Here is a 24,915-nt window from a genome sequence, read left to right as displayed (position 1 = left end):
GAGGACATAGTCCACCGGCTGGACGGACTTGGTGTAGTTCCAGTGTTCGAGGTGTTCGCGGTCCGAGGTCATGCCGCCATCACCACCACCCTGTTCAAAGGGGATGTGGGCATAGCCGGGAGCGGGGGCATGGGCGGAGAGGGCGTCGGCCAGGATCAGGGTGTGCAGGCCGTCCTTGTGCTCGAACCAGAAGTAGATGCCTTCCTGTTCGCACAGGCGGGCGACATAGTTGTAGTCCGACTCACGGTACTGCACGCAGTATTCGCGGGGGACATAGGATTGGGTAAGGCGGAACTCGAACTTGGCCAGGGGGTGGTCGGCGAAGATGGCCTTGATGATGTCGGGGGTGTTCTGTTCCTGGAAGATGCGGCTGTCGGCGGTACGGGTGAGGAACCAGAGCCAGGGACGGAGGATGGCTTCGTAGACGTAGTAGTCGCCTTCCTTGCCCTTGAGTGACATCTCGCAGACGTAGAGGTTGAGATGGCGTGTGGCCATCAGCATGAGGTCGGAGCTGATGGTGAGTGGCTGTCCGACGAGTTTGTCCAGGGGGAGGTCGGGGCGTTTGGAGAGCGCGGTGAGGCTGTACTGGCCGATCTGTCCGAGCGCTTCGTGGCCGTCCAGGCGGCGGAAGATGAGGGCTTCGGGGCCGAGCGGGGTGGTGAGGCGGACATTGCGATGATCGAACATGCGGACTATCCCTGGGTATTCATGCTGTGGGCCTAGTGTTGCTGGCGGCACGTATGGGGTTATCGGTTTTAACGGTGTGCTTAATTAAACGGGTCTGTCAGCGGACTGGCCCGGAAGACATACGGGTTGTCGGGTGCTTCTGGTATCAATTGCCAAGCGGCCAGTGCCAGGGTGCGCAACTGCCCACCGTGGCGGGCCTTGGCCTGGGCCTGGAAGTAGTCGCCGTCGGCGCTGACTACGATGAGGTCCAGCTTGCCATCGCCGTCGAGATCGCTGATGGCATGGCAGGAGCCGAACAGCGAGAACACGGCGAAGCTGTCGCGCCCCATGTCGTCCAGCACGACTATGTAGCGCCAGCGCTGCAAGCTGCCGGAAGCGCCCAGAAGGCTGGTGGCACTCTCGACGCAGATATGCTGCGCGCCCAGTTGGTAGACATCGGCCGTGGCAAGATCGAGCTTGCTCAGGTCGGCCTGGGGGCCGCCTACGCTGAGCCGGCTGATGGCCAGTGCGTGCCGGTTCAACAGGTACTGGCCCTTGCTGCCTATGGCCAGTTTGCCCAGCGGGGTATCTCGCGTCCAGACCGCGTGCTTGCCGTTGGGGGGCGATAGCGGGCCCAGCAAGGTCAGCGGTGGTGGCTGGGTGTGAAACTGGCTGTAGAAACTGTCGTAGTCCTCAAACAGCCGGCCCTCGTCGGCCTGGCTTGGCAGCGCGATCAGGGCGAGCCACAGCAGGGCGAGCATGGGTAGGGATGGCAAGGGCAAAGGGCGGCTCATCGGCTTGCCCTCTGTAAGCCCAGCCAGGCGCCACACAGTGCCAGCGGTGCGACGGTGAGCAGCCCGCCTATCAGGTCGTGCGAGGCGCCGCGTGCGCCCATGGCCAGGTACCAGATGAGCATGAGCAGCAGCACATGCAGCGTCAGGAAAACCAGGCGATGGCGTTTTAGGGTGAAGAGCAGCACGCCTATGCTCAGCAGCAGGGTGAGTACGGCGCCGGCCAGCCAGAACATGACGTTGATGTTGCCGCTGGCCATGGCCGGGGCACACAGCAGTGCCGCCGCCAGCCAGGCTGGTGGGTACAGGCGGGGGAGGGCGTGTGGCGCCATGGCTAGCCCAAGCCGGTGCTGCAGCCATCGCAGCCAAAGATGAAGAGATTGCCAGCTGGCAGGCGCTTGGCGACAAACCACTCCCAGGCGGTCTTGGTGGCAAGGTAGAGCTGGCTGTCGTCGCCTGGGTTGATCATTTCCTTGTGGACGTGGCCGACTTCTTCGCCAAAAGTCTCTTCGCCGGTCCAGAGCTGAAAGCCGCTATGCGAGGGCGAGGTAGAGTCCTGGATGGTATGCAGGGCCAGGCCGAACTCGAACAAGGCGGTCTTGCGATCGGGGGCATTCCAGGCCCGCTGGTATTGCGCCCGCACAAAGCGATTGGCTTCGGCCTGGGCTTCATCGGTGGTTTGCCGGGGGCGCCGCATGGCATGCCTGTGGGTGGAATCCAGCCCCTGGTACACCTTGGCATCGGCGGCGACATGGGCATGGGCCAGTATGGCGCGTTCGTCCTGCGGCAGGTGTCGGCCTATGACCAGAAAGGTGACCCGCTGGTGGACATAGAAACCCTTTTGCGAGGCCCAGGCCAGTTGCACATTGCCCTGCGAACCTGCGCGAACGCCGAGCGCGCCAGCCATGGCGGGCTGGATGCGTTGGGCGATACCCCGCTCCAGGGGCACCATGCTGCTGCTGGTACCCTGGGGGCCGGGTGTGCGCTGGCCGGCCATGGCTATTCTGCCACCGGGTCGAAACGGATTTGCCGCACGTCGAGCAGGGCGAATTCGGCGGTGTCGCAGCTGAACTCGCGCTGACCCAGGCCCACCCAGGTATCGGTGTGCGGCTGCAGCCATTGGGTGGCGCGCGACATGGCCAGCGCGCCGCCCATGGCGGGGGTGCCGGGGTAGCGCACGGGTATCAGCGCTGGCGTCTGCTGGCCGCCTGCCAGTTCCAGTTCGGCCTTTACCCACACCAGGTCGACGAGCGATTCTGGTGCTTGCACGGTGATGCTGTTCAGTTTGTCGAAGGGTATCCAGCGGTACTGGCCGTTGACATGGGCTTCCAGCACCGGGCCCAGGCGGCTGTCGGCATCGGCCAGCCAGCTGAAGGGTTGTTCGTTGATCTGGCCTGCACAGGTCGGCGCATCGGCCAGGGCTTGCTGGCGCAGTATGGCGGCGGCGGCGTGCTGGGCGGCGGCATCGCGCTGCTGGGCTTCGATCAGTTGCGCCAGCCAGGGGGCGGGTTCGCCGATGACGATGGGGGTGGCCTTGCCAGCGAAGACATCGGCACGGTTGCGCTCGGCAATCAGCACCTGCCGATACAGCTGGGCGAAGGTGGCGTAGTCATCATAGAGCTTGGCCAGGGTATCGAGTTGCGTCTGCGCCCGGGTCCAGTCTCCCAGCACGGCCAGCAACTGAAACAGGAAAACGCGTGGCTCCGGTTTGGCCGGAGAGGTGCGTACCTCTGCCTGCAGGGCTTCCAGTGCTTCTGACGGGCGATTCTCCCGGATCAGGGTTTCGGCATTGCTCGATAAACTCATTGCTAATCTCATTTGCGGAAGGGAACGGCAATGGCCGGCGACAGGGCCGACCATTGCCTTGGGCCTTGCGGCCCAGCTACTGCGATCTGTCTGGTGCCCTGGGCCGCGAGACGCACTCCCTGGGGAGGCGCCCTTGGCTCAGGATGCCTGACAGGGACTTACACCTTCTTGTTAGCCTTGATGTCCCACTCGGACACCACGGCGCCACCCTTGGCGCTACCATCGGCGCCTTGTGGCTGGTACTCGACCTTGACCTTGGAGAAGGACAGGCCAACGGCTTCCATCACGGCTTGACCCGCGCCGTTGCTGCCCGAAGGGCTCACCGAGCTGACCAGCACGTCGGTCATGGTGATCTTCAGGTAGTCGAGGGGCTTTTCACCGGCCTTGCGGGCGGTCAGCACAGCCTTGGGGATGTGCTTGCCGGACATACAGGTCTGGATCAGGATGGGGCTGGCCTTGTCCAGGAAGTGGACGAAGGACAGGTCGTCAACCGACACCTTGCCTTGGCCGCCACCGGTACCGGCGTGCATGCTGGAGGCTTGCGACATGCCCCAGTTGAAGGAAATCAGTTCGATTTCGTTGGCATGCTTGTCGTCAGCCGATTCGCCTTCGATGCCGTCGATTTTCAGGAACATATCAATTGCCATTTACTGCTTCTCCTTGCTTAGAATTTGCGCGCGGGGCGCAGAACGTCTCCCCGGTACGGTGCTGCTATACCAGTGGGATACTGGATGGGGTACTGCCTTTTCAACCTGCGTTACAAATTGCCGTGTTCCACGCGTAGTAGCGAACCTGGTCGCGATCACGGGTGTTCCATACTTCTCCTACTGAACGGGTGCCGGCGCTCTGCGCACCGCCGATGCTGCCGCCCCAGCAGCGTGGGTATTTGTTGCGATACACAGGACCTTGCACAATGACGACTACGTGGCCATTGGATTTGACGGGCTGGTGCTCGCCTGCCTTGAGGCAAGCCAAGACGAGATAGCCTTGACCGGCACGGGTAAGGGCTTCGGCCGGGCTGGCAAGCTTTGTCCAGTTGCGATCCAGATAGTCGGCAATGCCATCAGCCTGGGTATTGGGCAGGTGTATGCCGAGCTCGGCTGCGACAGCCTTGACGAAACCAGAGCAGTTGTTCTTGTTGAGCACGCCAGCCGTAAAGGATTGCTCCCAGACTGCACGGCATGCGTCGACGATGCATTGATCAGCCATGTTTCTCTCTTGCTTATTGTGGTGATGTACTTTTGCTGACGGTGATCAGCGGCACTTTGCGCTTGGTCTTGCAACTGGCAAGACTGTCGGCGCTGCATGCTTTGCCCGTAACCAGCTGGGAACCTTCCACTTGCCAGCGCAGCCCACTCACATCAATGGTCTTGATCGTCTTGCAATCACTGGTGCGGTAGATCACCAAGCTGTCGTTGGAGCCGCTGTACTCGTGCACCAGCAGGTGCTGTTCGCTCGCGTCCAGAAAGACCGACTTCCTTACCCAGATGCCGCCCTCTTCGATCTTGCATTGCTTGCCATCCTTACGTTGCTTGATCACCAGGGGAGGCTCGGGAAAGACATCGACGTCGCCAGCTTGGCCTTCGTGGGTAAACAGCACTTCCAGATGCCTACCGTGACCGACGTATTGATCGGCTGTTGAGCCTTGACCAATAGGCAGGGGAGTGAAGCCAACCGTTGGGCATGCTGATGCAGCTGCGAAAACCAAAGCGAGACCCGCATACCTTAGTACTTGCTGCGAGCGTATAAAGGTAAATAATGACATTGTCATTTCACTTGAGCGCATTGCGACCGTCCAGAAAGCTGGTGCAATGCAGTGTTTAAGTTGCGGCTAAGCCATGCCGCAGTGCTTTGATCGCGGGCAGGACAATCGCCCTGCCTGCCCTCTATCGGAGGTGTCACGTCTACGCACCGGGCCTCCTGGCGGGCAGGCGCTGGAAACAGCAGCACTGCACCAGAGGTGGCCGGGTATAGGCGAAGGGCTGCCTTGGCAAGCGCCATCCGATTTCCTCCTGCATCTCAATACGGATGCATTATCATTTAATGATATTGTCATAATTGCTGTGCGCAATCTGACTTTTTGTACTGCATTTGCTGCTACTGCATGAGTCGGGCAAACGGCTGGCTAGGCCCACCGCTTGCCCGAGTGTGAGTACTAGCCGCCGCCTTCCTTGGCCGATGGCAGCTTGGACACGAGGCGCAACGACACGGTCAGGCCTTCCAGCTGGTAATGCGGGCGCAGGAAGAACTTGGCGGCGTAGTAGCCTGGGTTGTCCGCGATTTCTTCCAGATGGACTTCGGCCGCAGCCAGGGGCTTTTCAGCCTTGACCGATTCGGACGAGTTGGAAGGATCGCCATCGACGTAGTGCAGTATCCATTCGTTTAGCCAGCGCTGCATTTCGTCGCGGCTGGTGAACGAACCGATCTTGTCGCGCACGATGCACTTGAGGTAGTGGGCAAAGCGGCAGACGGCAAACAGGTAAGGCAGGCGGGCAGCCAGCTGGGCGTTGGCGCTGGCATCGGCGTCCATATACTCGGTCGGCTTTTGCAGCGACTGTGCGCCGATAAAGGCGGCCAGGTCCGAGTTCTTGCGATGCAGCAGCGGCATGAAGCCGTTCTTGGCCAGCTCGGCCTCGCGGCGGTCCGAAATGGCGATTTCGGTCGGGCATTTCAGGTCCACGCCACCGTCGTCGGTGGGGAAGGTATGGCAAGGCAGGTTCTCTACCGCGCCACCCGATTCCACGCCGCGTATACGGGTACACCAGCCGTACTGCTTGAACGAGCGGTTGATGTTGACGGCCATGGCATAGGCCGAGTTGGCCCAGCCGAAGCGCTCGTGGGCGGCGCCTGCGGTGTCTTCTTCGAAATCGAACTCGTCCACCGGGTTGGTGTTGACACCGTAGGGCAGGCGGGCCAGGAAGCGCGGCATGGCTAGGCCCAGGTAGCGGGCGTCTTCCGATTCGCGCAGCGAGCGCCAGGCGGCGTATTCCGGGGTCTGGAAAATCTTGGTCAGATCACGCGGGTTGGCCAGTTCCTGCCACGATTCCATCTGCATCACCGAGGGAGCGGCACCGGTAATGAAGGGGCAGTGCGAAGCGGCGGCAGTACGCGAGATCTCGCGCAGCAGCTCGACATCGACGGGGCTATGGTCGAAGAAGTAGTCACCCACCATGCAGCCAAACGGTTCACCACCGAACTGGCCGTATTCTTCTTCGTAAACACGCTTGAAGAACGGGCTTTGATCCCAGTTGGTGCCCTTGAAGCGGCGCAGGGTGCGATGCAGATCGGTCTTGGCGACGTTGAACACCTTGACCTTGAGCATCTCGTCGGTCTCGGTGTTGGTAATGAGGTAATGCAGGCCGCGCCAGGCTGATTCCAGCTGCTGGAAGTCGGCGTGGTGGATGATCAGGTTGAGCTGTTCGGACAACTTGCGATCCAGCTGGCCAATGATGGCTTCGATGGACTTGAAGGCGTCGTCGCTGATCAGGTTGGTGTCGCTCAGTACCTGCTTGGCCAGGGTGTGGACAGCCTGCTCCACGGCGCTGCGGGCTTCGTCGGTCTTGGGACGAAACTCTTTTTGCAGCAGCTGGTAGAAATCATTCTGCTCTTCGTGTTGCGGGCCGGATTTGGCGAAATCCTGTAATTCGGTGGTCATGCAATCATGCTCCCTGGCTTATTCGGCAACGGTGGCGGCCGTATCGGCGGCTTCGGCCTTGGGGCTGCTGGACAAACTGGCCAGCAGGGCCGGGTCTTGCAGCAACTTGGCGATCAGCGACTCGGCGCCGGTCTTGCCGTCCATATAGGTCAGCAGGTTGGCCAGTTGCTGGCGGGCTTCCAGCAGCTTGCGCAGCGGTTCGATCTGGCGGGCAATGGCGGCCGGCGAGAAGTCGTCCATGCTCTCGAAGCTGACGTCAATGCTGAGGTTGCCTTCGCCGGTGAGGGCGTTGGGTACGCTGAAAACGGCGCGGGGGCGGAGCGACTTCATGCGCGAGTCGAAGTTGTCGACGTCGATCTCCATGAACTTGCGGTCGGCCAGCGAGCCTTGATCCACTTCGGACTTGCCGGAGAGGTCGGACAGCACGCCCATCACGAAGGGCAGCTGCACCTTCTTTTCGGCGCCGTAGACTTCAACGTCGTATTCGATCTGTACGCGCGGTGCGCGGTTACGGGCAATGAATTTTTGTCCGCTATCACTTTTAGCCATGGGGGGTCCTTGCTAGCTGAGGTGGGTAGAGATTTGCGTTTCGGCCGGCAATGACCGTTTAGCGGTTAAGCCCGGCAACCATCTCGATCTGGCCCAGACCTTCAGGGGCAAGTTCGCGCATGATTTCCAGGAAATCCATTGTCATCAGCTTTTGGCCGCGCCGCAATAGCAGCGGAGCCGGGTGTCCGGGCTCATGACGTTCAAAGTAACTGCATGCCAACTCCACCAGCCGTGCGGCTTCCTGGCGGCTGTTGACAGATTGGGGCCATTGTCCGGCGGGTGCGTGGCTGACCGGCGCCCCTTCGGTTGGCTGGGTGCTGCCCTCGGCCGTCTCATCGGCAGCCGGTGCGGTATCGCCGGTCACGGCCTTCAGCGGCAGCTGCAGGGCCTGCAGCAGGCGGCGCAGGGGCTGGAAGTCCAGACCGTGGTAGGGGGCGTTGTCGTCCAGCTGGCTGGTGATGACGGCGAGCGAGGCGAGAATCTGCGTCAGCAGCTCGGCCACTGCCTGCGCCTGTGCCGGGTCGGCCTGCACCAGGCGCACCAGGTCGGCCTCCTGCAGGCCACCTTCGCGCTCGGCCCGGCCGCTCAGGGTGATTTCGGCGTCGCGCACCAGGCAGCTGCTGAGGCCACGCACTTCCAGATAAACCGACTGACGCACATCAGCCTGCAGGCACTCGGCGCTGGCCAGCACCGACAGGGCGTTGACGCGCATGGTGGCGTCGCCGTCTTCCAGCTCGGGGTGCAGGTCAGGCCAATACTGGGCCAGCAGATCGGCTACCAGCGACAGGCCCTGGGCCAGGCCTTGCAGGCCGCTGTTGCGGGTGGCGGCGCGGACCAGGAAGCCGGCGATGCGCAAATCCTTGCTGCGGGCCAGCATCTCCTGGGCTTGGCGGGCTACGGCCAGCCAATCGGGTGCCACGGCGGCAATGATGGTGTCGCCAAACTGTTGCTCAGGCGTGCCGCCCGCCATGGCTTCCAGGGCGAGGAATTCTGCGCTGTATTCGAGGTTGTCGCCGCAGGGCTGCGCATCAGCTACCGGCGCAAGCAGGGCTGCGAGATCGATGTGTGACATACTTTTCCTCCTTGCGGGTTTTTGACCGCAAAGGCATGGTTCTTGTGGGTGGCGATGCTATTGGAATTTACTATCGAACTCAAATGGCATTTTTCACCATCAATCGATAACGATTCTCTAATCTAATCATTGTGTTGACTTGTTTTTGATGTTTATGTCATTTTGCCACCCAACTTCCGGTTATGCGGCGAACCTAGGTATCATTGAAAACTGATCCTGATCGCCAGGTTTTCGCTGTTTTGTATTCCATGCCCGGGCACGGCAGGTCTGCCTAGGGTACAGGCACCTGCCCGTTTGAGGCTGGGCCTTAGGGGGAAATTGATGAAATCTATTACTTTGCACGCGCGTCTGTGGGCGGCGCTGGGCTTGGCTTTGCTGCTTTCGGCCTGTGCCAGCAAGCCCATCGCCATGGATGGCCTGCTCTACGCGGCACCCAAGGTCAATCCCGATGCCAGCGGTCGTTCCTCGCCGGTGGTGGTCAAGCTGTTCCATCTCAAATCGTTGGCAACCTTCCAGGCTGCCGACTTCTTCAGCCTGTACGAGCGGCCGGCAGAGGCCCTGGGCAGCGAGTTGGTGGCGGTCGAGGAGATCGCTCTGGTGCCTGGAATGCAACAGCGGCTGGAGCGCCCCATTGCCCCCGAGGCACGTTACCTGGCACTGATTGCGGCCTTCCGTGATATCGAGAATTCACAATGGCGTGGCACGCTGGATGTTAGCCAGGGCGACAAGGTCTTGCCGCTGATCGTGGAGGTCAGCGACCGACAGGTGACCTTGCGCAAGGCTGATGGCAGTGGCGAGTTGACCAAGCTGGAAGCCAAGCTCAAGGAAAAGGGTGAGGAGGCGGTCAAATCGGCCGCCGATGATGCTGCCCAGGCCGCCAAGGACAAGGCGAAACAGTCCTTGATGAAGCGCCTGAAGCGTACCCCCTGAATAGTGTAAGTCGCTGTCTTAGAAACGGATTTTGATCTTGAAGCACAATCGCGTGATGTGGAGCGAGGGGTTGTTTCTGCAACCCCAGCATTTCCAGCAACAGGAGCGCCATGTTGAGCGTCTGGTGGCCGCCACCACGATGCAGGACTGGTATTGGGGGTTCCGCCAGCTACGCCTGGACGAATCGCAGCTAGCCTTGGGCAAGCTGGCGCTGAGCCGCGCCAATGGGCGCTTCCGTGATGGTTCACCGCTCGATTGTGGCGGCGAGGATGCCTTGCCGCCTGCGCTGGAGATACCGGCGGATGCCCGCAACGAGCGGGTGTTCCTGGCCATGCCGCTGGCGAGCGACAGCCACCCCAGCCATGAGCTGGACCCGGCACAGGCAGCCATGGCCCGGTATGTGGCGCAGGTGGCCGAGGTAGAAGACAACACCGCCTTGGGCAAGCCTGTTGAGCTGTTGCTTGGCCGCCTCAACAGCCGCCTTGTGATGGAAAGAGACCTGGTTGGTAATATTACCGGCCTGGCTGTTGCCCGGGTTCAAGAGCGCCTCCCGAGCGGCGAAGTTAAGCTTGACGAACAGTTCCTGCCCCCTCTGCTGGCCTGCCAGGCTCACCCGAAGGTTGAGGGTTACCCACGCGAGATCCTGGGTTTGCTGCGCCAGCGCGCCAGCGCCATGGCAGCCCGTATTGCGGCGCCTGGCCGTGGCAGCGTGGCCGAGGTGGCGGAATACCTGCTGCTGCAGACCTTGAACCGCTATGCACCCTGCTTGGCCCAACAGGTGGCCATGCCGGCAGGGCATCCGGCAGATTTCCACCAACTGGGTCTGCTGATGGCGGGGGATCTGGCCATCTTCGCCCGGGAGGATCGCTTGCCTGCGACTTTCCCGGCTTACGATCCGGACAATCTGGATACCACTCTGACGCCGCTGATGGATGAGTTGCGCCGGGCGCTAGCCATGGTGATGGATCAAAGCGCGGTCGCCATCGAGCTGCAGGACCGCAAGTATGGCGTGAGGGTGGCGATCACCCCCGATTCGGCGCTGTACCGCGAAGCCACCTTTGTGCTGGCCGCCCGTGGTCAGATGCCGACCGAAGTGCTGCGGCAGCGCCTGCCCAGCCAGATCAAGATCGGCCCTATCGACAAGATACGCGACCTGGTCAACCTGCAACTGCCTGGCATAGGTCTGCACTCCTTGCCAGTGGCACCACGGCAGGTGCCTTACCACGCGGGCTATCACTATTTCGAATTGGATCGTAACCACGAACTCTGGGGCCAGCTTGAGCCCTCTGGTGGCGTGGCCCTGCACCTGGCCGGTGAGTTCCCAGGTCTTGAACTGGCCCTGTGGGCCATACGCCAGTAGCCGATTAGCACGACCCGGACGGATAGCCGACTGGTCTCCCATAGGTGATGAGATGAACCGAATGATATTGCGCACTGCAGCGGGCTTGGTACTGGCATGGCTGGCCCTGCCCCTGAGCGCCGCGCCAGCGACCACGCCGGCAGCCACACCGCAGCCCGCAGCGGCGCCTGCCAGCAAGACCGCCAAGCCGGCCAAGGCCGTCGAGGCAAAAAAGGCCGATGTGAACAAAGTGGACGCGAAGAAGGTGGATGCGAAGAAGGCGGACAAGGCTGAGGCCAAAAAAGCCGAAGCCAAGAGCAAGTCGGGTTCGACTGCCTACAACCGCTATGCGCCGATAGGTACTTTCCGGGTTTCGGTGGCCCGTTTGCTGGATTTTGCGGACGGCAATGGCATGACGCCGCCGCCGGATGGCCCTTCGACCACGACCATACGTCTGGCCAAGGATCAGGCGGATATCTATCTGTCTGGCGTGCTCGATAGCGGCGAGGGTGTGAACTGGTGCACTGGCCGCCCTGGCGTGGCAACCGCCGAGGTGCATGCCGAGATCGTGCGTTCGCTACGCCGTATCAAGCAGCGTGACAGCAGCGCCGCTGTTGCCGTTGGCAATGTTGCCAAGGAACGCTTCCCCTGCAAGCGCACTACCTGATGCTTTGCCCTTGCGCTGACGCAAGGGTTACAACCTGGTGAAGAACCCCATGGACGCCGATTTCAATCTACTCAAGCCCACCCCCGGTGGGCAAACGCCGTCTCAGCCCGCCAGCGGGCCGTTGACAGGCTTTCACGACGACTTTGACGATGTGCAGAGCGAGCCGGTCTATTCCGGCCTCAATCCGCTGGTTGCCTGCGCCAACCCCTTGCTTTATCTGGCTGGGCAGCTGCGCAAGACGGCACATCACCCCAACCCTGCAGGCCTGCGTGAATATCTGGTGGAACGGGTTCGGGCATTTGAGGATGCAGCCCGTGCTGCCGGCCTGCGCCATGAGCAGGTGATTGCCGGCCGCTATGTGCTGTGTACCTTGCTGGATGAAGTCGCGGCCGATACGCCCTGGGGCGGCATGGGTGTTTGGGCCAAGCACAGCCTGCTGGTGACTTTTCACAACGAGACCTGGGGCGGCGAGAAGTTCTACCAACTGCTGGCCAAGCTGGGTGAGAACCCGGTAGGTAACCGCGACCTGCTGGAACTGATGTACCTGTGCCTGTGCATCGGCTTTGAAGGCCGTTACCGGGTGGTGGAAGGTGGCGCTGCGCAATTGGATCTGCTGCGCCGCCGTCTGGTTGAAATGCTGCGGCAGCAGCGCCCGGCGGCTGAGCGTGATTTGTCCGCCAACTGGCAGGGCGAGGTGTCGGTCAGCAAGTCCACCCGTTTTGTCATCCCCCTGTGGGTGGCTGCCTCGACGGCGGGCCTAGTGCTGGCGCTACTGTATATGGGCCTGTCGCTCAGTCTCAACCGCAATTCCGACCCGGTGTTTGGCGACATCCAGAGCCTGCGCGCCCGGGTGGCCAACCAGTTGCTGGATAAGCCGGCAGCGGCGCCACGACTTGCCGCCTTCCTGCAGAAGGAAATCAACGAAGGCCTGGTATCGGTGGCCGACCACGAGAACCGCTCGGTGGTCACCATCCGTGGTGACGGGCTGTTCGAGTCGGGTAGTGCGGATGTCACCCAGGCCTATCTGCCGGTGCTCGCCCGCATTGCGGCCGAGCTGCAGAAGGTCAAGGGCCAGGTGCTGGTCAGCGGCCACACCGACAACCAACCGGTACGCTCCATGCAGTATCCGTCCAACTGGCATCTCTCCCGCGCCCGGGCAGAAGCAGTGCGTGACCTGCTGGCAGATACCCTGCCGGCCGACCGCCTGATGGTGGACGGTCGCTCCGACAGCGAACCTGTCGCCGCCAATGATTCGGCGGCCAATCGCGCGCGCAACCGCCGCGTTGAAATCACCTTGTTCGTCAGTAAATAAGTCTGGCCACCCTCATCATGAAAAAACTGTTTGGCTTGTTGTTCAATCGTTGGGTGCTGGCGGCGCTGGGCTTTATCTGCCTAGCCTTGCTGATCTGGTTTGTCGGTCCCCTGATCGCCATCGCCGAGTGGCGCCCGCTGGCACCCGTATGGGTACGCCTGGGCCTGCTAGGCTTGTTCCTGTTGGTATTCCTGATACGCCATGCCTGGTCATGGTGGCGCAAGCGCCAGGCCAACAAGGCGCTGGAGTCGGGCTTGTTGGTGCAGGCCAAGTCGGAGGATGCCCAGGAGAACCAGGAAAACCAGGTACTGCAGCAGCGCTTCTCGGAAGCACTGGGCGTGCTGCGCAAGGCCCGCACGGCCGAGGGTTCGGCGCGCGGTGTGCGCAAGTGGATGTCCCGGTTTGATAACGAGGCCTACCTCTACCAATTGCCCTGGTATGTGATCGTCGGTGCGCCAGGTACGGGCAAGACGACTGCGCTGCTGAATTCCGGCCTGCGCTTTCCGCTGGCCGACCACCTGCCCGGCGAAAGCGTCCGTGGCGTGGGTGGTACCCGTAATTGCTCCTGGCTGTTTACCGACCGCGCTGTGCTGCTCGATACCGCTGGCCGCTACAGTACCCAGTCCAGCGACAAGATGGCCGACAGCAAGGAATGGGGCAGCTTCCTGCGCCTGCTGGCCCGCCACCGGCCGCGCCAGCCCATCAATGGCGTGATGCTGACCATCAGCGCCACCGAGCTGCTGCAGAACACCAGCTTCGAGATCGAACTGCAGGCAGCAGCATTGCGCAACCGTATCAATGAGTTGCGCGATGGCCTGCAGATCAATTTCCCCATCTATGTGATGGTGACCAAGATCGACCTGCTCGCCGGATTTGGCGAGTACTTCGAGGACATGACGGCCGACGAGCGCCAGCAGGTCTGGGGTTTGACCCTGCCGCTGCAGGAAGGCCAGGCCGCCGTGCCGCAGGACAAGGTTGCCGCCGAATTCGACAAGCTGGCAGACCGCTTGCAGGGCCGGCTGGTGGAGCGGCTGGAGCGTGAGCGTGATGCCCAGCGCCGCACCCAGCTGTGCCACTTCCCGCAGCGCTTTGGCATTCTGCGCCAGCCGCTGCTGGAGTTCCTCGGCCTGGTGTTCTCGCCTACGCCGTACCAGGCCTCGGCCATGCTGCGCGGTGTGTATTTCACCAGTGGCACCCAGGAAGGCCAACCGCTGGACCCCTTGCTGAGCCAGTTCCCCCGCGCCCAGCTGGAGCGCAACGGCGGCGGTGGCGCGTCCTCCTTGAGCAATGCTGGCGGCAAGGGCTTCTTTATCTCGCGTTTGCTGAACGAGCTGATTTTTGCCGAATCGCATCTTGCCGGTACCAACCGCCGCTGGCGCCGCCGTCGTGCCCTGCTGACCGGCGGTGGTTATGCTGGCCTGGCCGTGGCCACCAGCCTGGCATTGGCAGCCTGGGGCACCAGCTATGTGCGTAACCAGGGCTATATCGGCGAAGTGACCCAACAGGTACCGCAGGTGCGTGCCCAGGTCGAGCAACTGGTAGTGGGGCAGGACGGCAAGCTGGCCGATCTGGTGCCGGTGCTGCGCGCCGTGCGCGATGTGGCCGAAACCCCGTTGGTGAAGCGCGACGATGTGCCGATGTCCTTACGAGTGGGCCTGTATCAGGGCGACAAGCTGGACGCGGCCGCCAACAATGCCTACGAGCGCCTGTTGCAGGATGCCTTGTTGCCGCGCGTGGTCTACCGTCTGGAAGAAGTACTGCGGCAGAGCCAGCACGATGGCGATCTGCTGTATGAAGCACTCAAGGCTTATGTGATGCTGCAGGACAGTCGCCATTTCGACACCGAAGCTTTCAAGGCCTGGGTGATGGTGGACTGGGAGGCCAATCTGGCCCGCGAAGTGACGTCGGCCCAGCGTGATGAGCTGGAAGGTCACCTGGACGCCCTGTTGGCCCATGGCATGCCGAACAGCCCGGTGGCGCTGGACGAGAAGCTGGTGGCGGAAGCACGCGAGATATTGCTGCGCAAGAGCCTGCCGGAGCGCGTCTACGGTCGCATCAAGCGTATGGGGGTGGGCAATGTGGCGGCCGACTTCAAGGTCTCTGAAGTCGCTGGCCCGTCTGCCATGCTGGTGTTCCAGCGTACCAGCGGCCTGCCCTTGAACAAGGGTGTGCCGGGGCTGTTTACCGTCCGTGGCTACTACCAAGGCTTCCTCAAGACCGTGGAGCCGGTGGCACACAGCATGGCCCAGGAGGAGCGTTGGGTGCTGGGTACCCAGCAGGGAGATGCCGAGGGCAAACCCTTGCCAGCAGCCGAACTGGCCAAGGTCACTGCCGCCGTCAAGCGCATCTATCTGGAAGAGTACGCCAATACCTGGGAGCAGTTCACCAAGGATATCCGCCTGGTACAGTTCGGCAACCTGTCGCAAAGCGTGCAGGCTGCCCGAGTGCTGTCGGCCAGCGATTCACCGCTGCTGTCCTTGCTGCGCGGCATCGTGCGCGAAACCTCGCTGGCGCAATATGCTGAGGCCGAGAAGAACGCGGTGGACAAGGCGTCCGACAGCCTCAAGGAAAAGAAGGACGGCTTGCTCAAGCTCATTGGTGGCCAGGGTGAGGTAGTGCCCGGCCAACAGGCTGGCTATCGCATAGAGCGCCTGGTGGATGACCGCTTTGAGGGCCTGCGCCGCTTGGTACAGCCCAGCGCCCCGAATGCTCCGGCACCGATTGATGGCTCGCTGTCGCTGCTGAACGAGTTCTACACCTTCCTGACAGCCACCCAGACTGCCGTGCAGGGCGGCGTGGCGGCGCCGCAGAGCGATCTGCCCACCCGCTTGAAGGCAGAGGCCGCACGTATGCCTGAGCCCATGCACAGCGTGCTCGATACCTTGTCTACCACCGGCGTGACGCAGGCGCTGGGGGTGACCCGGCAGAATCTGTCGGCCAATCTGGGGGCATCGGTAGGCGAGTTCTGCAGCCGTGCCGTGGTGGGGCGCTATCCCTTCAACCGTGGCGCCAGTGCCGAGGTGCGGCAGGAGGACTTTGGCCGCCTGTTTGCTGCCGGCGGGGTGCTGGACAGCTTCTTCCAGCAAAACCTGGCCCAGTATGTCGATATCAGCCGTCGGCCGTGGACCTTCCGCCAGGTGGGCGAGGGCAGCATGGGTGATGCATCCGGTGCGCTGATACAGTTCCAGCGTGCTGCCACCATCCGTGATGTGTTCTTCCAGGGCGGCAGCCGCCTGCCTGCGCTCCGGCTGGATTTCAAGCCGGTGGAGATGGATGCGACCGTGATCCAGGCCATCCTGGATATCGATGGTCAGCTGATACGTTACAACCATGGTCCGCAGATACCGGTGACGGTGAACTGGCCCGGCCCGCGTGGTGGTCACCAGGTTCGTCTGCAGTTTACCGGGCCCGGCGGTGCCGAGATCGGCGGCATGAGCTTTGAAGGTGGTTGGGCACTGTTCCGCGCACTCGACAAGGCGCAGATTTCGCCTTCTGGCCAGCCTGAGCGCTTCCGTGTCAGCTTTGACATCAACGGCCGTAAGGTGCAGTACGAGGTGACCTCGTCCAGCGTGCAGAACCCTTTCCGCATGGCGGAACTGGCTCAGTTCTCCTGCCCGGCCAGACTGTGAGGCTGATATGAGCCAGGATCTCCCCATCGCCGGTTGGTACGGCAAGATGCCTTCGTTGTCGGACTTCGCATCGCGCCGGCTGGACAGTACGTTTATCGACGCCTGGGATAGCTGGCTGCGGACTTCGCTGCTGGCCAGCCGCGAAAAACTGGGCCAAGCCTGGCTGGAGCGTTATCTCAATGCTAGGGTCTGGCGCTTTCTGCTGGCGCCAGGCGTGTGCGGCCAGCCTGCCTATGCCGGGGTGATGATGCCCAGCGTGGACGGCGTGGGCCGCTACTACCCACTGACTGTCTGCGCGCCGCTGTCTTCAGCTTGGGCCGCCCGCTTGGCGCGGGCCGAAGGTCAGTGCTGGTTCGACCAGATAGAGACCATTGCGCTTGCAGCCCTGTCGCGCAACCTGAGCCCCGAGCAGCTGGATGAGGCGCTGGCGCGAGTACCCATGCCGCGCGCCCAGAACGAGGATGCGCAGCTGGACAACGCCGTACTGCAGCTGGCTGATGCCTGGCGCCTGCAGGGCGGCCAGGCCAGCCAGAGCCTGCTTAGCGGCGGCCGCTCGCTCAATGATGTATTTGGCAGCCTGGGCCGGCAGACGGTGACCCGTCTGTGCGAGGGCAAGTCCTTGTGGTGGGTGGGCAGCCGTGAGCAGGACGCCTTGCGCCTGGTGCGTTTTGACAATATGCCGCCACCCTATGCCTATGCCCAGTTCCTGGCTGGTGCGGCAGCAGAGGCAACGGCGGGTGTACGCAGTGAAGCGCGTTGAGCCTGGCGCAGCCTTGCGCCTTGATCACGTGCTTTGCTCGGGCCATGGCATGCCTCCGGTGTACTGGCCTGGCTGTGCCGTATTTTCCTGCCTGGGGGCTTGATGGAGCAGACTGCCAAGGCGCCGCTGGGCCATAGACTCTATCCCTCACTGCTGGACAGGCTGACCGACAACGCGCCAGACGTGAAGGAGGAGCCGCCTGAACACCGGGTGCTGCGCGCCGCCCAGTTAAGGGCTGGCGTGCTGCGTGATCTGGTGTGGCTGCTCAATACCGTGCGGCCCGATGACGAGGCCTTGGCGGCGGTGGCCCAGGTGCGGCAGTCCGTGCTGAATTACGGCCTGCCGGCGCTGTCCGGCCAATCCCTTGCCAATCTGCAGGCACGCGATATGGAACGTGCCATCCACGATGCCATTGTCTGCTTTGAGCCACGCATCGATGCGGCCACCCTCAGCGTTACCCTGTTGCGCAGTGCCGACATGACGCACCACCAGCATGTGGGCTTTGAAATCCGTGGCCAATTGTGGTCACACCCTTACCCGGTCGAACTGCTGCTCAAAACCCAGCTGGATGTTGAGTGCGGCGAGTTCAGGCTGGATGACGAGCGCTAGACGCAGCCATGATAGATCCCCGTTTTCTTGAACTGTACAACCAGGAACTGCGCCATGTGCGCGAGATGGGGGGCGAGTTTGCCCAGGCTTTTCCCAAGATAGCCGGCCGCCTGGGCATGGGCGGGGTGGCGGTGGAAGACCCCTATGTGGAGCGTCTGCTGGAAGGCTTTGCCTTCCTGGCCGCACGTGTGCAGCTCAAGCAGGAAGCCGCCTACCCGGCCTTCACCAGCCATCTGCTGGATATGGTGTATCCGCATTACGGCATGCCGGTACCGGCCATGGCCATCGCCCGCTTTCGTCCATCATCCACCACCGGCAGCATGACCCAGGGCTACGAAGTGCCGCGGGGCGCACGCCTGCGCGGCCGTATGCCGGCTGGCGAGCAGACTGCCTGTGAGTTCAGTACGGCGCAGGCGATCAAGCTGTGGCCGATCGATATCGTCTCGGCCCGCTACCAGACCCATGTGGCAGACCTGCCCATCGCCAGCCGCTTGCCGACCGGCCTGCCCAAGGGCTTGTTGCGTATCAAGCTCAAGGCCCGCAATGGCCTGGGCTTTGACAAACTCAATATCGACGATCTGCCCATCTATCTGTCGGCGGCTGACGATGTGGCCAGCCGCCTGGCCGAATTGATACTGGGCGCCGCCCAGGCCGTGGCGATCTACGATCCTGCCCGCCCCGCTGGCGGCACTGTGCTACCGACCAGCGTGATTGCGCCTGTGGGCTTCGAGCCGGACGAGGCTTTGCTGCCCTACCAGAACCGCTCATTCGACGGCTACCGCCTGCTGCATGAGTACTTTGCCTTTCCCCAGCGCTATCTGTTCTTCCGCCTCAAGGGCTTGGAGCAGGCCATACGTACCGTCAAGGGCGATACGCTGGAGATCGTCATCCCGCTGAGCCGGGGCGATGATGCCCTGGCGTCACTGGTGGATGAGCAGTGCTTTGCCCTGTTCTGCACCCCCGTCATCAATCTGTTCACCAAGCGCTTGGACCGGGTGCATGTGGATCCGCTGCAGAGCGAATACCACGCTGTGGTGGATCGCCGGCGGCCGCAGGATTTCGAGATCATGCGGGTGGAAGCGCTGGAGGGTTATGGCCCCGATCAGCAGGAAGAGACACGCTTTCTGCCGTTCTACGCCACCTATGACCAGCATAGGCCCCATGCCCGTGCCTTCTTTACTAGCCGGCGCGAGCCTCGGCTGTTGTCGCTGGAACAGCGGCGTACCGGTGGACGCGCGTCCTACCTGGGTAGCGAGTTGTTTGTCCGGCTGGTTGATGGCGATCGTGCGCCGTTCTCGGAGCGCATCGTGCAGCTGGGCGGCGAGGTGCTGGCCAGCAATCGCGACCTGCCCTTGCTGATGCCTATCGGGGGCGACAGCGACTTTACCCTGCTCGACTCGGCGCCGGTCGATGCCATACAGTGCCTGCGCGGCCCCAGCCGCCCCATCCCGGCCGTGGTGGGCGGAGAGGTGGCCTGGCGCCTGGTCAACCACCTGTCGCTGAACCACCTGGTCATGACGGACCTGGATGGCGAAGCCGCAGCCCGCGCCTTGCGCGACATGCTGCTGCTGTACGCCGAGCGCGGCGATGTGGCGCATCATCGGCATGTGGAGAGCGTAGAGCGTATGTCGGCGGCAGCGGTAACCCGTCGCCTGCCCGGGCCTGGGCCGCTGGTGTTTGGCCGTGGCGTGGAGATCAAGCTGACCATCAATGAGACGGTCTTCGGTGGCGCCAGCCCCTTTGTGCTGGGCATGGTGCTGGAACGCTTCCTGGCCCGCCAGGCCACGCTCAACAGCTTTACCGAGATGGTGCTGGTGTCGACCAGCCGGGGTGAGCTCAAGCGCTGGCCTGCACGCGCAGGGGTGAAGGCCTTGCTATGAGTTATTGGCGCAAGGTGGCGGAACGCCCCCAGGGCGTGCGCTTGTTCGAATTGCTGCGCAAGATAGACGCAGAACAGGTACAGCGGCCCCGGCAGGGCACCTCCACGCGGCCGCAGGAAGATGGCGTACGCCTGGGGCAGGCGCCCTCACTGGGGTTTGCCCCTGTCGAGCTGGACAGCGTGGATGCCGACGGCGCGGTGCCACAGGTCAAGGTGCGCTCGCTGGGCCTGTTCGGCCCCAACGGTGCCTTGCCCCTGCATATGACCGAGTACGTCTGGGATAGGCTGCATAACCACCGTGATCCGACTTGGGCCAATTTCGCCGATATCTTCCATCACCGCATGCTGGGGCTGTTCTATCGTGCCTGGGCCGAGGCAGAGCCTGCGGTGGCATACGACAGGCCGGCGCAGGACAGCTATGCCGATTACCTGGGGGCGCTGTGTGGCTACGGTGCGGATAGTCTGCGCCAGCGTGATTCGGTGGCTGACGAGGCCAAGCTGCATTTTGCCGGCTTGCTGTCGCGCAGCAATCGGGATGCCGACAGCCTGTCGCGCATCCTGGCTGATTATTTTCAGGTGCCCGTCAACATCCTGCCCTTCACCCGGCACTGGCTGACGCTGCCGGTCTCGCAGCGCAGCCAACTGGGCAGGGCAGGGGGGCTGGGCCAAGGTGTGGTGCTGGGCAGCCGGGTGCCAGATAGGCAATCCTGCTTCACTATCACCCTGGGGCCCATGCCCTATGCCGAGTATGTCCGCTTCCTGCCCGGTAGCGCGGCGCTCAAACGCCTGCATGACTGGATTGCCAACTACGTTGGCCTGAGCCTGCAATGGCAGCTGCGGCTGCTGGTGGACCCGGCCACCGTCCCGGCGCCTAGATTGACCGGTAAGGTGCAACTGGGGCGCGATGTCTGGCTGGGCCGGCCCTTGGCCGACCAGCCGGCAGAAGGATGGCGTCAGCCATGCACAGCCTGACGCCTATCCTTGCATCAGGGCTTGTCCAACCCGAACAGCGCATCCAGGGAGTCAGCGGCGGGCGCGGCGGCGGGCGCCGCTGGTGGGGTAGCGGGCGCAACCGGCGGGCTGGCCTCCACGGTCTTTTCCGGTTCTGCCAAACTGGCAGCCGGCTCGATGGGCAAGGCATCCGGCACGATGGGCGCGGGCAAGGAGATGGTGTCGTCCATGGGTATGGTCGGGCTGGCCGCACTGCCATGCAGCCGCACGCTGCTGTGTATGCCGGGCGTATGGTCTGCCTGGGTCACACTGGGCGCGGTGGGGGTGCCCAGGTCGAGGAAGGCATCGCTGGGCTGATTGTAGCGATCAAAGATACCTCCCGGCGCCAATGGGTCGGCGCTGCTGCCGGCTTGCAGGCCGAACAGCAGATCCAGACTGTCAGCCGTGCTGGCCACCGGGGTGAGCGAAGAGGCCGGCGTACCCACGCCGAGCATGCTGCCCAAGCTGCCGCCCCGGTCATTCAGCGCAGCCGTATTGGGTGCGCTTACCGGCGTGGTATTGGTGTTCAGCCCATCCAGGCCAGTGTAGCTGTGGCTGGGGGGTGGGGCGGGCTGGTTGATGCGCTGGCTGGGCGGGGTCAGATCGCCGAAGTCGAATGGATCGATGCTGCTGGGCTTGCTGGCCGGTGCTGCAGCGGTCGGCGCGACGTAAGCCGGCACGGGCGCGGGCGGCGGGCTGGCGGCGGGCTTGCTGGCATGCAGATCGCCAAAATCGAACGGATCGACGCTACTGCCCGCGGTGGCTGCTGGGCTGTTGGGCGGGGTGGATGGTACGGCTGCTGGTTCGACCATGGGCTTGTTCACAGCCGGAGCAGCGGGCTGCAGCGTGCCGAAATCGAACGGATCCACGGTGGTGCTGGCAGCGCTGGCCACCACGATGGGCGCCACGGCGGCGGCAACCGGCGCCAGGGCGACAGCCGGCACGGTGGCTGCAGCGGGGCGGCTGGCATGCAGGTCAACCGCCAGCTCCATGCCGCTGATGCGCACGCTGTCGCCATGGCTCAGGTTGGCTCGGCTGCCGTAGCCCAAGGGTTTGCCGTTGTGAAATACCGGCAGCAGGTCGCCCAGGTCTTTCAGCACCCAGTTGTCCTGCAGTTTCTCGATGGCCAGATGCACCTGGGAGATATTGCTATCGCCACTCAGTACCAGGTGGTTGGCAGGGGCACGGCCGACAGTACCGCCATCTTCGTCGAAGTAGGCATCGGCACCAGGCGGGGTCAGCAAGGTCAGTTTCAGCATGGCGTTACGTCTAGTCACGGTAGTCGAAGGATTACGCTGCCTATTCTACGCTTTCCATTTGTCATTTCCCGCAGCCGTTCGCAATTGGTCACACAGTTTGTGCCTGGCGCTACGTCTGCTTCATATTCATTCCTACATTAATCACGGCAGGTAGATCATGTCCGAAATCAGTCGCGCCGCCCTCTTCGGCAAACTCGATTCCACTTTATACAAGGCCCTGGAAGGCGCCACCGTCCTGGCCAAGCTGCGCGGCCATGGCGAAGTTGGTCTGCTGCACTGGCTGAACCAGCTGCTGCTGGCGCAGGATGGCGACCTTCATCATATCGCCCGCCATTTCGGGCTCGATGCCTCGCGCCTGGCGGCGGACCTGACCGCTGCGCTTGATCGTCTGCCCTGCCCGGGCACGGCGGTGGATCTGTCCAGCGATCTGGAACTGGTGACCGAACGCGCCTGGGTCTATGCCACCCTCAAATACCGCGAGAGCCGTGTCCGTGGCGGCACCCTGCTGCTGGCGGTGTTGCGTACGCCCGCCTTGCGTGACCGTTTGTTCAACCTGTGCGGTGAGTTCCGTCGCATCGGTGACGACAAGCTGGCCGATGCCCTGCCGCAGATCGTGAAGAGCTCCCCCGAGCATGCCGAGCAGAGCGCCGATGGCATCTCGGTGGCGGCGCCGGGCGAAGCCAGCGGTGCCATTGCGCCGGCAGCCATGGGCAAGCAGGAGGCATTGCGCCGGTTCGCCGTCGATATGACCGAGCGCGCACGCAATGGCGAGCTGGACCCCGTACATGGGCGCGACGCCGAAATCCGCCAGATGGTCGATATCCTGATGCGCCGCCGCCAGAACAACCCGCTGCTGACCGGCGAGGCTGGGGTGGGCAAGACCGCCGTGGTGGAAGGCCTGGCCCTGCGTATCGCCCAGGGTGATGTGCCGCCGTCCTTGCAGGATGTGAGCCTGCTGTCGCTGGATATCGGCATGATGCAGGCCGGCGCCAGCATGAAGGGCGAGTTCGAGAATCGCCTCAAGCAGGTGATAGAGGAAGTCCGCAGCTCGCCGCGCCCCATTATCCTGTTCATCGATGAAGCCCACACCCTGATCGGTGCCGGTGGCGCTGCCGGTACCGGCGACGCCGCCAACCTGCTCAAGCCCGCACTGGCTCGGGGCGAGCTGCGTACGGTTGCCGCCACCACCTGGAGCGAGTACAAGCGCCATATCGAGAAAGACCCGGCCCTGACACGCCGCTTCCAGGTAGTGCAGGTCAACGAGCCCGACGAAGACGCGGCCTTGGTGATGATGCGTGGCGTGGTCGGCCAACTGGAATCGCACCACCAGGTGCAGGTGCTGGACGAGGCCGTCGAGGCCGCCGTGCGCCTGTCGCACCGCTATATTCCCGCTCGCCAGCTGCCGGACAAATCGGTCAGCCTGCTCGACACTGCCTGCGCACGCGTTGCCGTCAGCCAGCATGCCACCCCGGCTGCGGTGGAAGACTGCCTGCGCCAGCGCCAGGCGCTGGAAACCGAGCAGGCCATACTGCAGCGCGAGTCGGCCATCGGGCTGGATCGCGAGGGACGCCTGGCCACACTGGCCGAGCAATTGCGCGTGCTGGAAGACGAGCACGCCGTACTGACTGCACGCTGGGAAGTGGAGCGTGGCCTGGCACAGCAGGTGCTGGCCTTGCGTGAGGCACTGCGCCAGGGTGAGGCGCTGGATGAATCCAGCCGCAAGGACAAGCTGGCCGAGCTGGCCAAGCTGCAGGATGAGCTGGCTGAATTGCAGGGCGAAGCCCCCCTGATACTGCCCTGCGTGGATGAGCAGGCTGTGGCGGCCGTGGTGGCCGACTGGACCGGTATTCCGGTAGGCCGCATGGTGCGCGACGAAGTCGACGCCGTGCTGCGACTGGCACAGACGCTGGAGCGTCGCGTGGTGGGCCAGACCCATGCGTTGGAAACCATTGCACGCCGTATCCAGGTATCGCGCGCACGGTTGGATGATCCCTCCAAGCCCATAGGCGTATTCATGCTGGTTGGCCCGTCTGGCGTCGGCAAGACAGAGACCGCCCTGGCGCTGGCCGAAACCCTGTACGGTGGCGAGCAGAACCTGATTTCCATCAATATGAGCGAATTCCAGGAAGCCCATACGGTGTCCACGCTGAAGGGCGCCCCTCCCGGCTACGTGGGTTATGGCGAAGGTGGTGTACTGACCGAAGCCGTGCGCCGTCGCCCCTATAGCGTGGTGCTGCTGGACGAGATCGAGAAGGCCCACCCCGATGTGCACGAGATCTTCTTTCAGGTATTCGACAAGGGCTGGATGGAAGATGGCGAAGGGCGCTATATCGATTTCCGCAATACGGTGATCCTGCTGACCTCCAATGTGGGTAGTGATCTGAGCATGCAGCTGTGCCAGGACCCGGAGCTGTTGCCGGATGCCGAGGCACTGTCGCAGGCATTGCGCCCGGCGCTGCTGCAAACCTTCCCGGCTGCGCTGGTGGGCCGCATGTCGGTGGTGCCCTACTACCCGCTGTCCGATCGCGTCATCCTGGACCTGATCGGCATGCGGCTGGATCGCATTGCCCGTCGCCTGCTGGACAACCATGGCATACGCCTCGACTACGACGAGACGGTGGTGCAGCAGGTTGCCGACCGCTGCCGCGAAGTGGAGTCGGGTGGCCGCATGATCGACGCCATCCTGGCCCGCTCGGTGCTGCCACGCATCAGCCAGGAGATACTGCAGCAGCTGGGCAAGCTGCCAGCCCTGCAGGCCGTGCAACTGGGCGTGGACAATGGCGACTTTACCTTTGGCCTGCAGCATGAAGCTGTAGCGGAATAAGCCTGTCGGGTGGGTGGGGGCGCTCAAAGCGCCCGTGCCTGGCCAAGGCACGGTGTTGCAGGGCGCCAAGCAGCAACATCGATGCAACAGGGTATTGCCGGGCAGCGGGAGCTGCCTTGCAATACCCTGTTTTTCTTTGGCAAGTATTTGAAAAGCCGGGTTTTCTTTCCTTTTCAGG

Annotated in this window: 22 protein-coding genes; 10 read left to right on the top strand and 12 right to left on the bottom strand. The window is 63.0% G+C overall.

Going from position 1 to position 24,915, the window contains the following annotated elements:
- From QWZ03_RS20855 to tssA, 11 genes are all read right to left on the bottom strand, one after another.
- Positions 1-687, bottom strand: a 687-nt coding sequence (locus QWZ03_RS20855) for a type VI secretion system Vgr family protein (protein WP_290334540.1), incomplete at its 3' end; no start/stop codon positions are given.
- Between the two features lie 80 nt (positions 688-767).
- Positions 768-1,460: a hypothetical protein gene (locus QWZ03_RS20850; RefSeq protein WP_290334539.1), complete on the bottom strand. Its 693-nt coding sequence runs from the start codon at positions 1,458-1,460 to the stop codon at positions 768-770.
- Positions 1,457-1,789 carry a hypothetical protein gene (locus QWZ03_RS20845; RefSeq protein WP_290334538.1) on the bottom strand — a complete coding sequence of 111 codons (333 nt, stop codon included), beginning with the start codon at positions 1,787-1,789 and terminating at the stop codon, positions 1,457-1,459. The genes QWZ03_RS20850 and QWZ03_RS20845 overlap by 4 nt, the downstream gene beginning before the upstream one ends.
- A 2-nt stretch (positions 1,790-1,791) precedes the next feature.
- Positions 1,792-2,454 (bottom strand): hypothetical protein, encoded by a 663-nt coding sequence (locus QWZ03_RS20840; protein ID WP_290334537.1) that lies wholly within the window; start codon positions 2,452-2,454, stop codon positions 1,792-1,794.
- A 2-nt stretch (positions 2,455-2,456) separates the two neighbouring features.
- Complete coding sequence (locus QWZ03_RS20835) at positions 2,457-3,263, bottom strand: type VI secretion system accessory protein TagJ (RefSeq protein ID WP_290334536.1); 807 nt, start codon at positions 3,261-3,263, stop codon at positions 2,457-2,459.
- A gap of 158 nt (positions 3,264-3,421) precedes the next feature.
- Complete coding sequence (locus QWZ03_RS20830) at positions 3,422-3,910, bottom strand: Hcp family type VI secretion system effector (RefSeq protein ID WP_290334535.1); 489 nt, start codon at positions 3,908-3,910, stop codon at positions 3,422-3,424.
- Positions 3,911-4,010: 100 nt separating this feature from the next.
- Entirely contained in the window at positions 4,011-4,472 is a 462-nt protein-coding gene (locus QWZ03_RS20825) for a hypothetical protein (RefSeq protein ID WP_290334534.1), read from the bottom strand.
- Between the two features lie 13 nt (positions 4,473-4,485).
- Positions 4,486-5,049 carry a hypothetical protein gene (locus QWZ03_RS20820; RefSeq protein ID WP_290334532.1) on the bottom strand — a complete coding sequence of 188 codons (564 nt, stop codon included), beginning with the start codon at positions 5,047-5,049 and terminating at the stop codon, positions 4,486-4,488.
- 369 nt (positions 5,050-5,418) lie between these two features.
- Complete coding sequence (gene tssC / locus QWZ03_RS20815; RefSeq protein WP_284198357.1) at positions 5,419-6,918, bottom strand: type VI secretion system contractile sheath large subunit; 1,500 nt, start codon at positions 6,916-6,918, stop codon at positions 5,419-5,421.
- Positions 6,919-6,936: 18 nt separating this feature from the next.
- The gene (gene tssB / locus QWZ03_RS20810) at positions 6,937-7,467 is read right to left on the bottom strand and encodes a type VI secretion system contractile sheath small subunit (RefSeq protein ID WP_284198358.1); all 531 of its coding nucleotides are present in this window, start codon (positions 7,465-7,467) and stop codon (positions 6,937-6,939) included.
- Positions 7,468-7,525: 58 nt separating this feature from the next.
- Complete coding sequence (tssA, locus tag QWZ03_RS20805; protein ID WP_290334531.1) at positions 7,526-8,539, bottom strand: type VI secretion system protein TssA; 1,014 nt, start codon at positions 8,537-8,539, stop codon at positions 7,526-7,528.
- A 321-nt stretch (positions 8,540-8,860) separates the two neighbouring features.
- Between tssA and tssJ the strand changes: the two genes are divergently transcribed.
- The 9 genes from tssJ to tssG all read left to right on the top strand — a co-directional run bounded on the left by tssJ (position 8,861) and on the right by tssG (position 20,636).
- Positions 8,861-9,469 (top strand): type VI secretion system lipoprotein TssJ, encoded by a 609-nt coding sequence (tssJ, locus tag QWZ03_RS20800; protein ID WP_284198360.1) that lies wholly within the window; start codon positions 8,861-8,863, stop codon positions 9,467-9,469.
- 37 nt (positions 9,470-9,506) lie between these two features.
- A complete protein-coding gene (tssK, locus tag QWZ03_RS20795) occupies positions 9,507-10,829 on the top strand; it encodes a type VI secretion system baseplate subunit TssK (protein WP_290334529.1) in 1,323 nt (440 codons plus the stop codon).
- 52 nt (positions 10,830-10,881) lie between these two features.
- Positions 10,882-11,475, top strand: a complete 594-nt coding sequence (locus QWZ03_RS20790; protein ID WP_290334528.1) for a Rap1a/Tai family immunity protein — start codon at positions 10,882-10,884, stop codon at positions 11,473-11,475.
- 49 nt (positions 11,476-11,524) lie between these two features.
- Positions 11,525-12,787 (top strand): DotU family type VI secretion system protein, encoded by a 1,263-nt coding sequence (locus tag QWZ03_RS20785; protein ID WP_290334527.1) that lies wholly within the window; start codon positions 11,525-11,527, stop codon positions 12,785-12,787.
- 17 nt (positions 12,788-12,804) lie between these two features.
- The gene (gene tssM / locus QWZ03_RS20780; RefSeq protein WP_290334526.1) at positions 12,805-16,416 is read left to right on the top strand and encodes a type VI secretion system membrane subunit TssM; all 3,612 of its coding nucleotides are present in this window, start codon (positions 12,805-12,807) and stop codon (positions 16,414-16,416) included.
- Between the two features lie 7 nt (positions 16,417-16,423).
- The gene (gene tagF, locus QWZ03_RS20775) at positions 16,424-17,176 is read left to right on the top strand and encodes a type VI secretion system-associated protein TagF (RefSeq protein WP_284198365.1); all 753 of its coding nucleotides are present in this window, start codon (positions 16,424-16,426) and stop codon (positions 17,174-17,176) included.
- 102 nt (positions 17,177-17,278) lie between these two features.
- Entirely contained in the window at positions 17,279-17,785 is a 507-nt protein-coding gene (tssE, locus tag QWZ03_RS20770) for a type VI secretion system baseplate subunit TssE (RefSeq protein WP_284198366.1), read from the top strand.
- 8 nt (positions 17,786-17,793) lie between these two features.
- Positions 17,794-19,665, top strand: a complete 1,872-nt coding sequence (tssF, locus tag QWZ03_RS20765) for a type VI secretion system baseplate subunit TssF (RefSeq protein WP_284198367.1) — start codon at positions 17,794-17,796, stop codon at positions 19,663-19,665.
- Positions 19,662-20,636 carry a type VI secretion system baseplate subunit TssG gene (gene tssG / locus QWZ03_RS20760; protein ID WP_290334524.1) on the top strand — a complete coding sequence of 325 codons (975 nt, stop codon included), beginning with the start codon at positions 19,662-19,664 and terminating at the stop codon, positions 20,634-20,636. The genes tssF and tssG overlap by 4 nt, the downstream gene beginning before the upstream one ends.
- A 14-nt stretch (positions 20,637-20,650) precedes the next feature.
- Here tssG and QWZ03_RS20755 read toward each other — a convergent pair whose 3' ends face one another.
- Positions 20,651-21,913 carry an FHA domain-containing protein gene (locus QWZ03_RS20755; protein ID WP_290334523.1) on the bottom strand — a complete coding sequence of 421 codons (1,263 nt, stop codon included), beginning with the start codon at positions 21,911-21,913 and terminating at the stop codon, positions 20,651-20,653.
- A gap of 157 nt (positions 21,914-22,070) precedes the next feature.
- On the opposite strand from QWZ03_RS20755, the gene tssH reads away from it, so the two are divergent.
- The gene (gene tssH / locus QWZ03_RS20750) at positions 22,071-24,737 is read left to right on the top strand and encodes a type VI secretion system ATPase TssH (RefSeq protein WP_290334522.1); all 2,667 of its coding nucleotides are present in this window, start codon (positions 22,071-22,073) and stop codon (positions 24,735-24,737) included.
- Positions 24,738-24,915: the final 178 nt, after the last annotated feature.

The sequence above is a fragment of the Chitinimonas viridis genome (assembly GCF_030409555.1).
In the GTDB taxonomy this organism is placed as follows: Bacteria; Pseudomonadota; Gammaproteobacteria; order Burkholderiales; family Chitinimonadaceae; genus Chitinimonas; species Chitinimonas viridis.
This window is presented reverse-complemented; position numbering and strand designations above follow the sequence as displayed.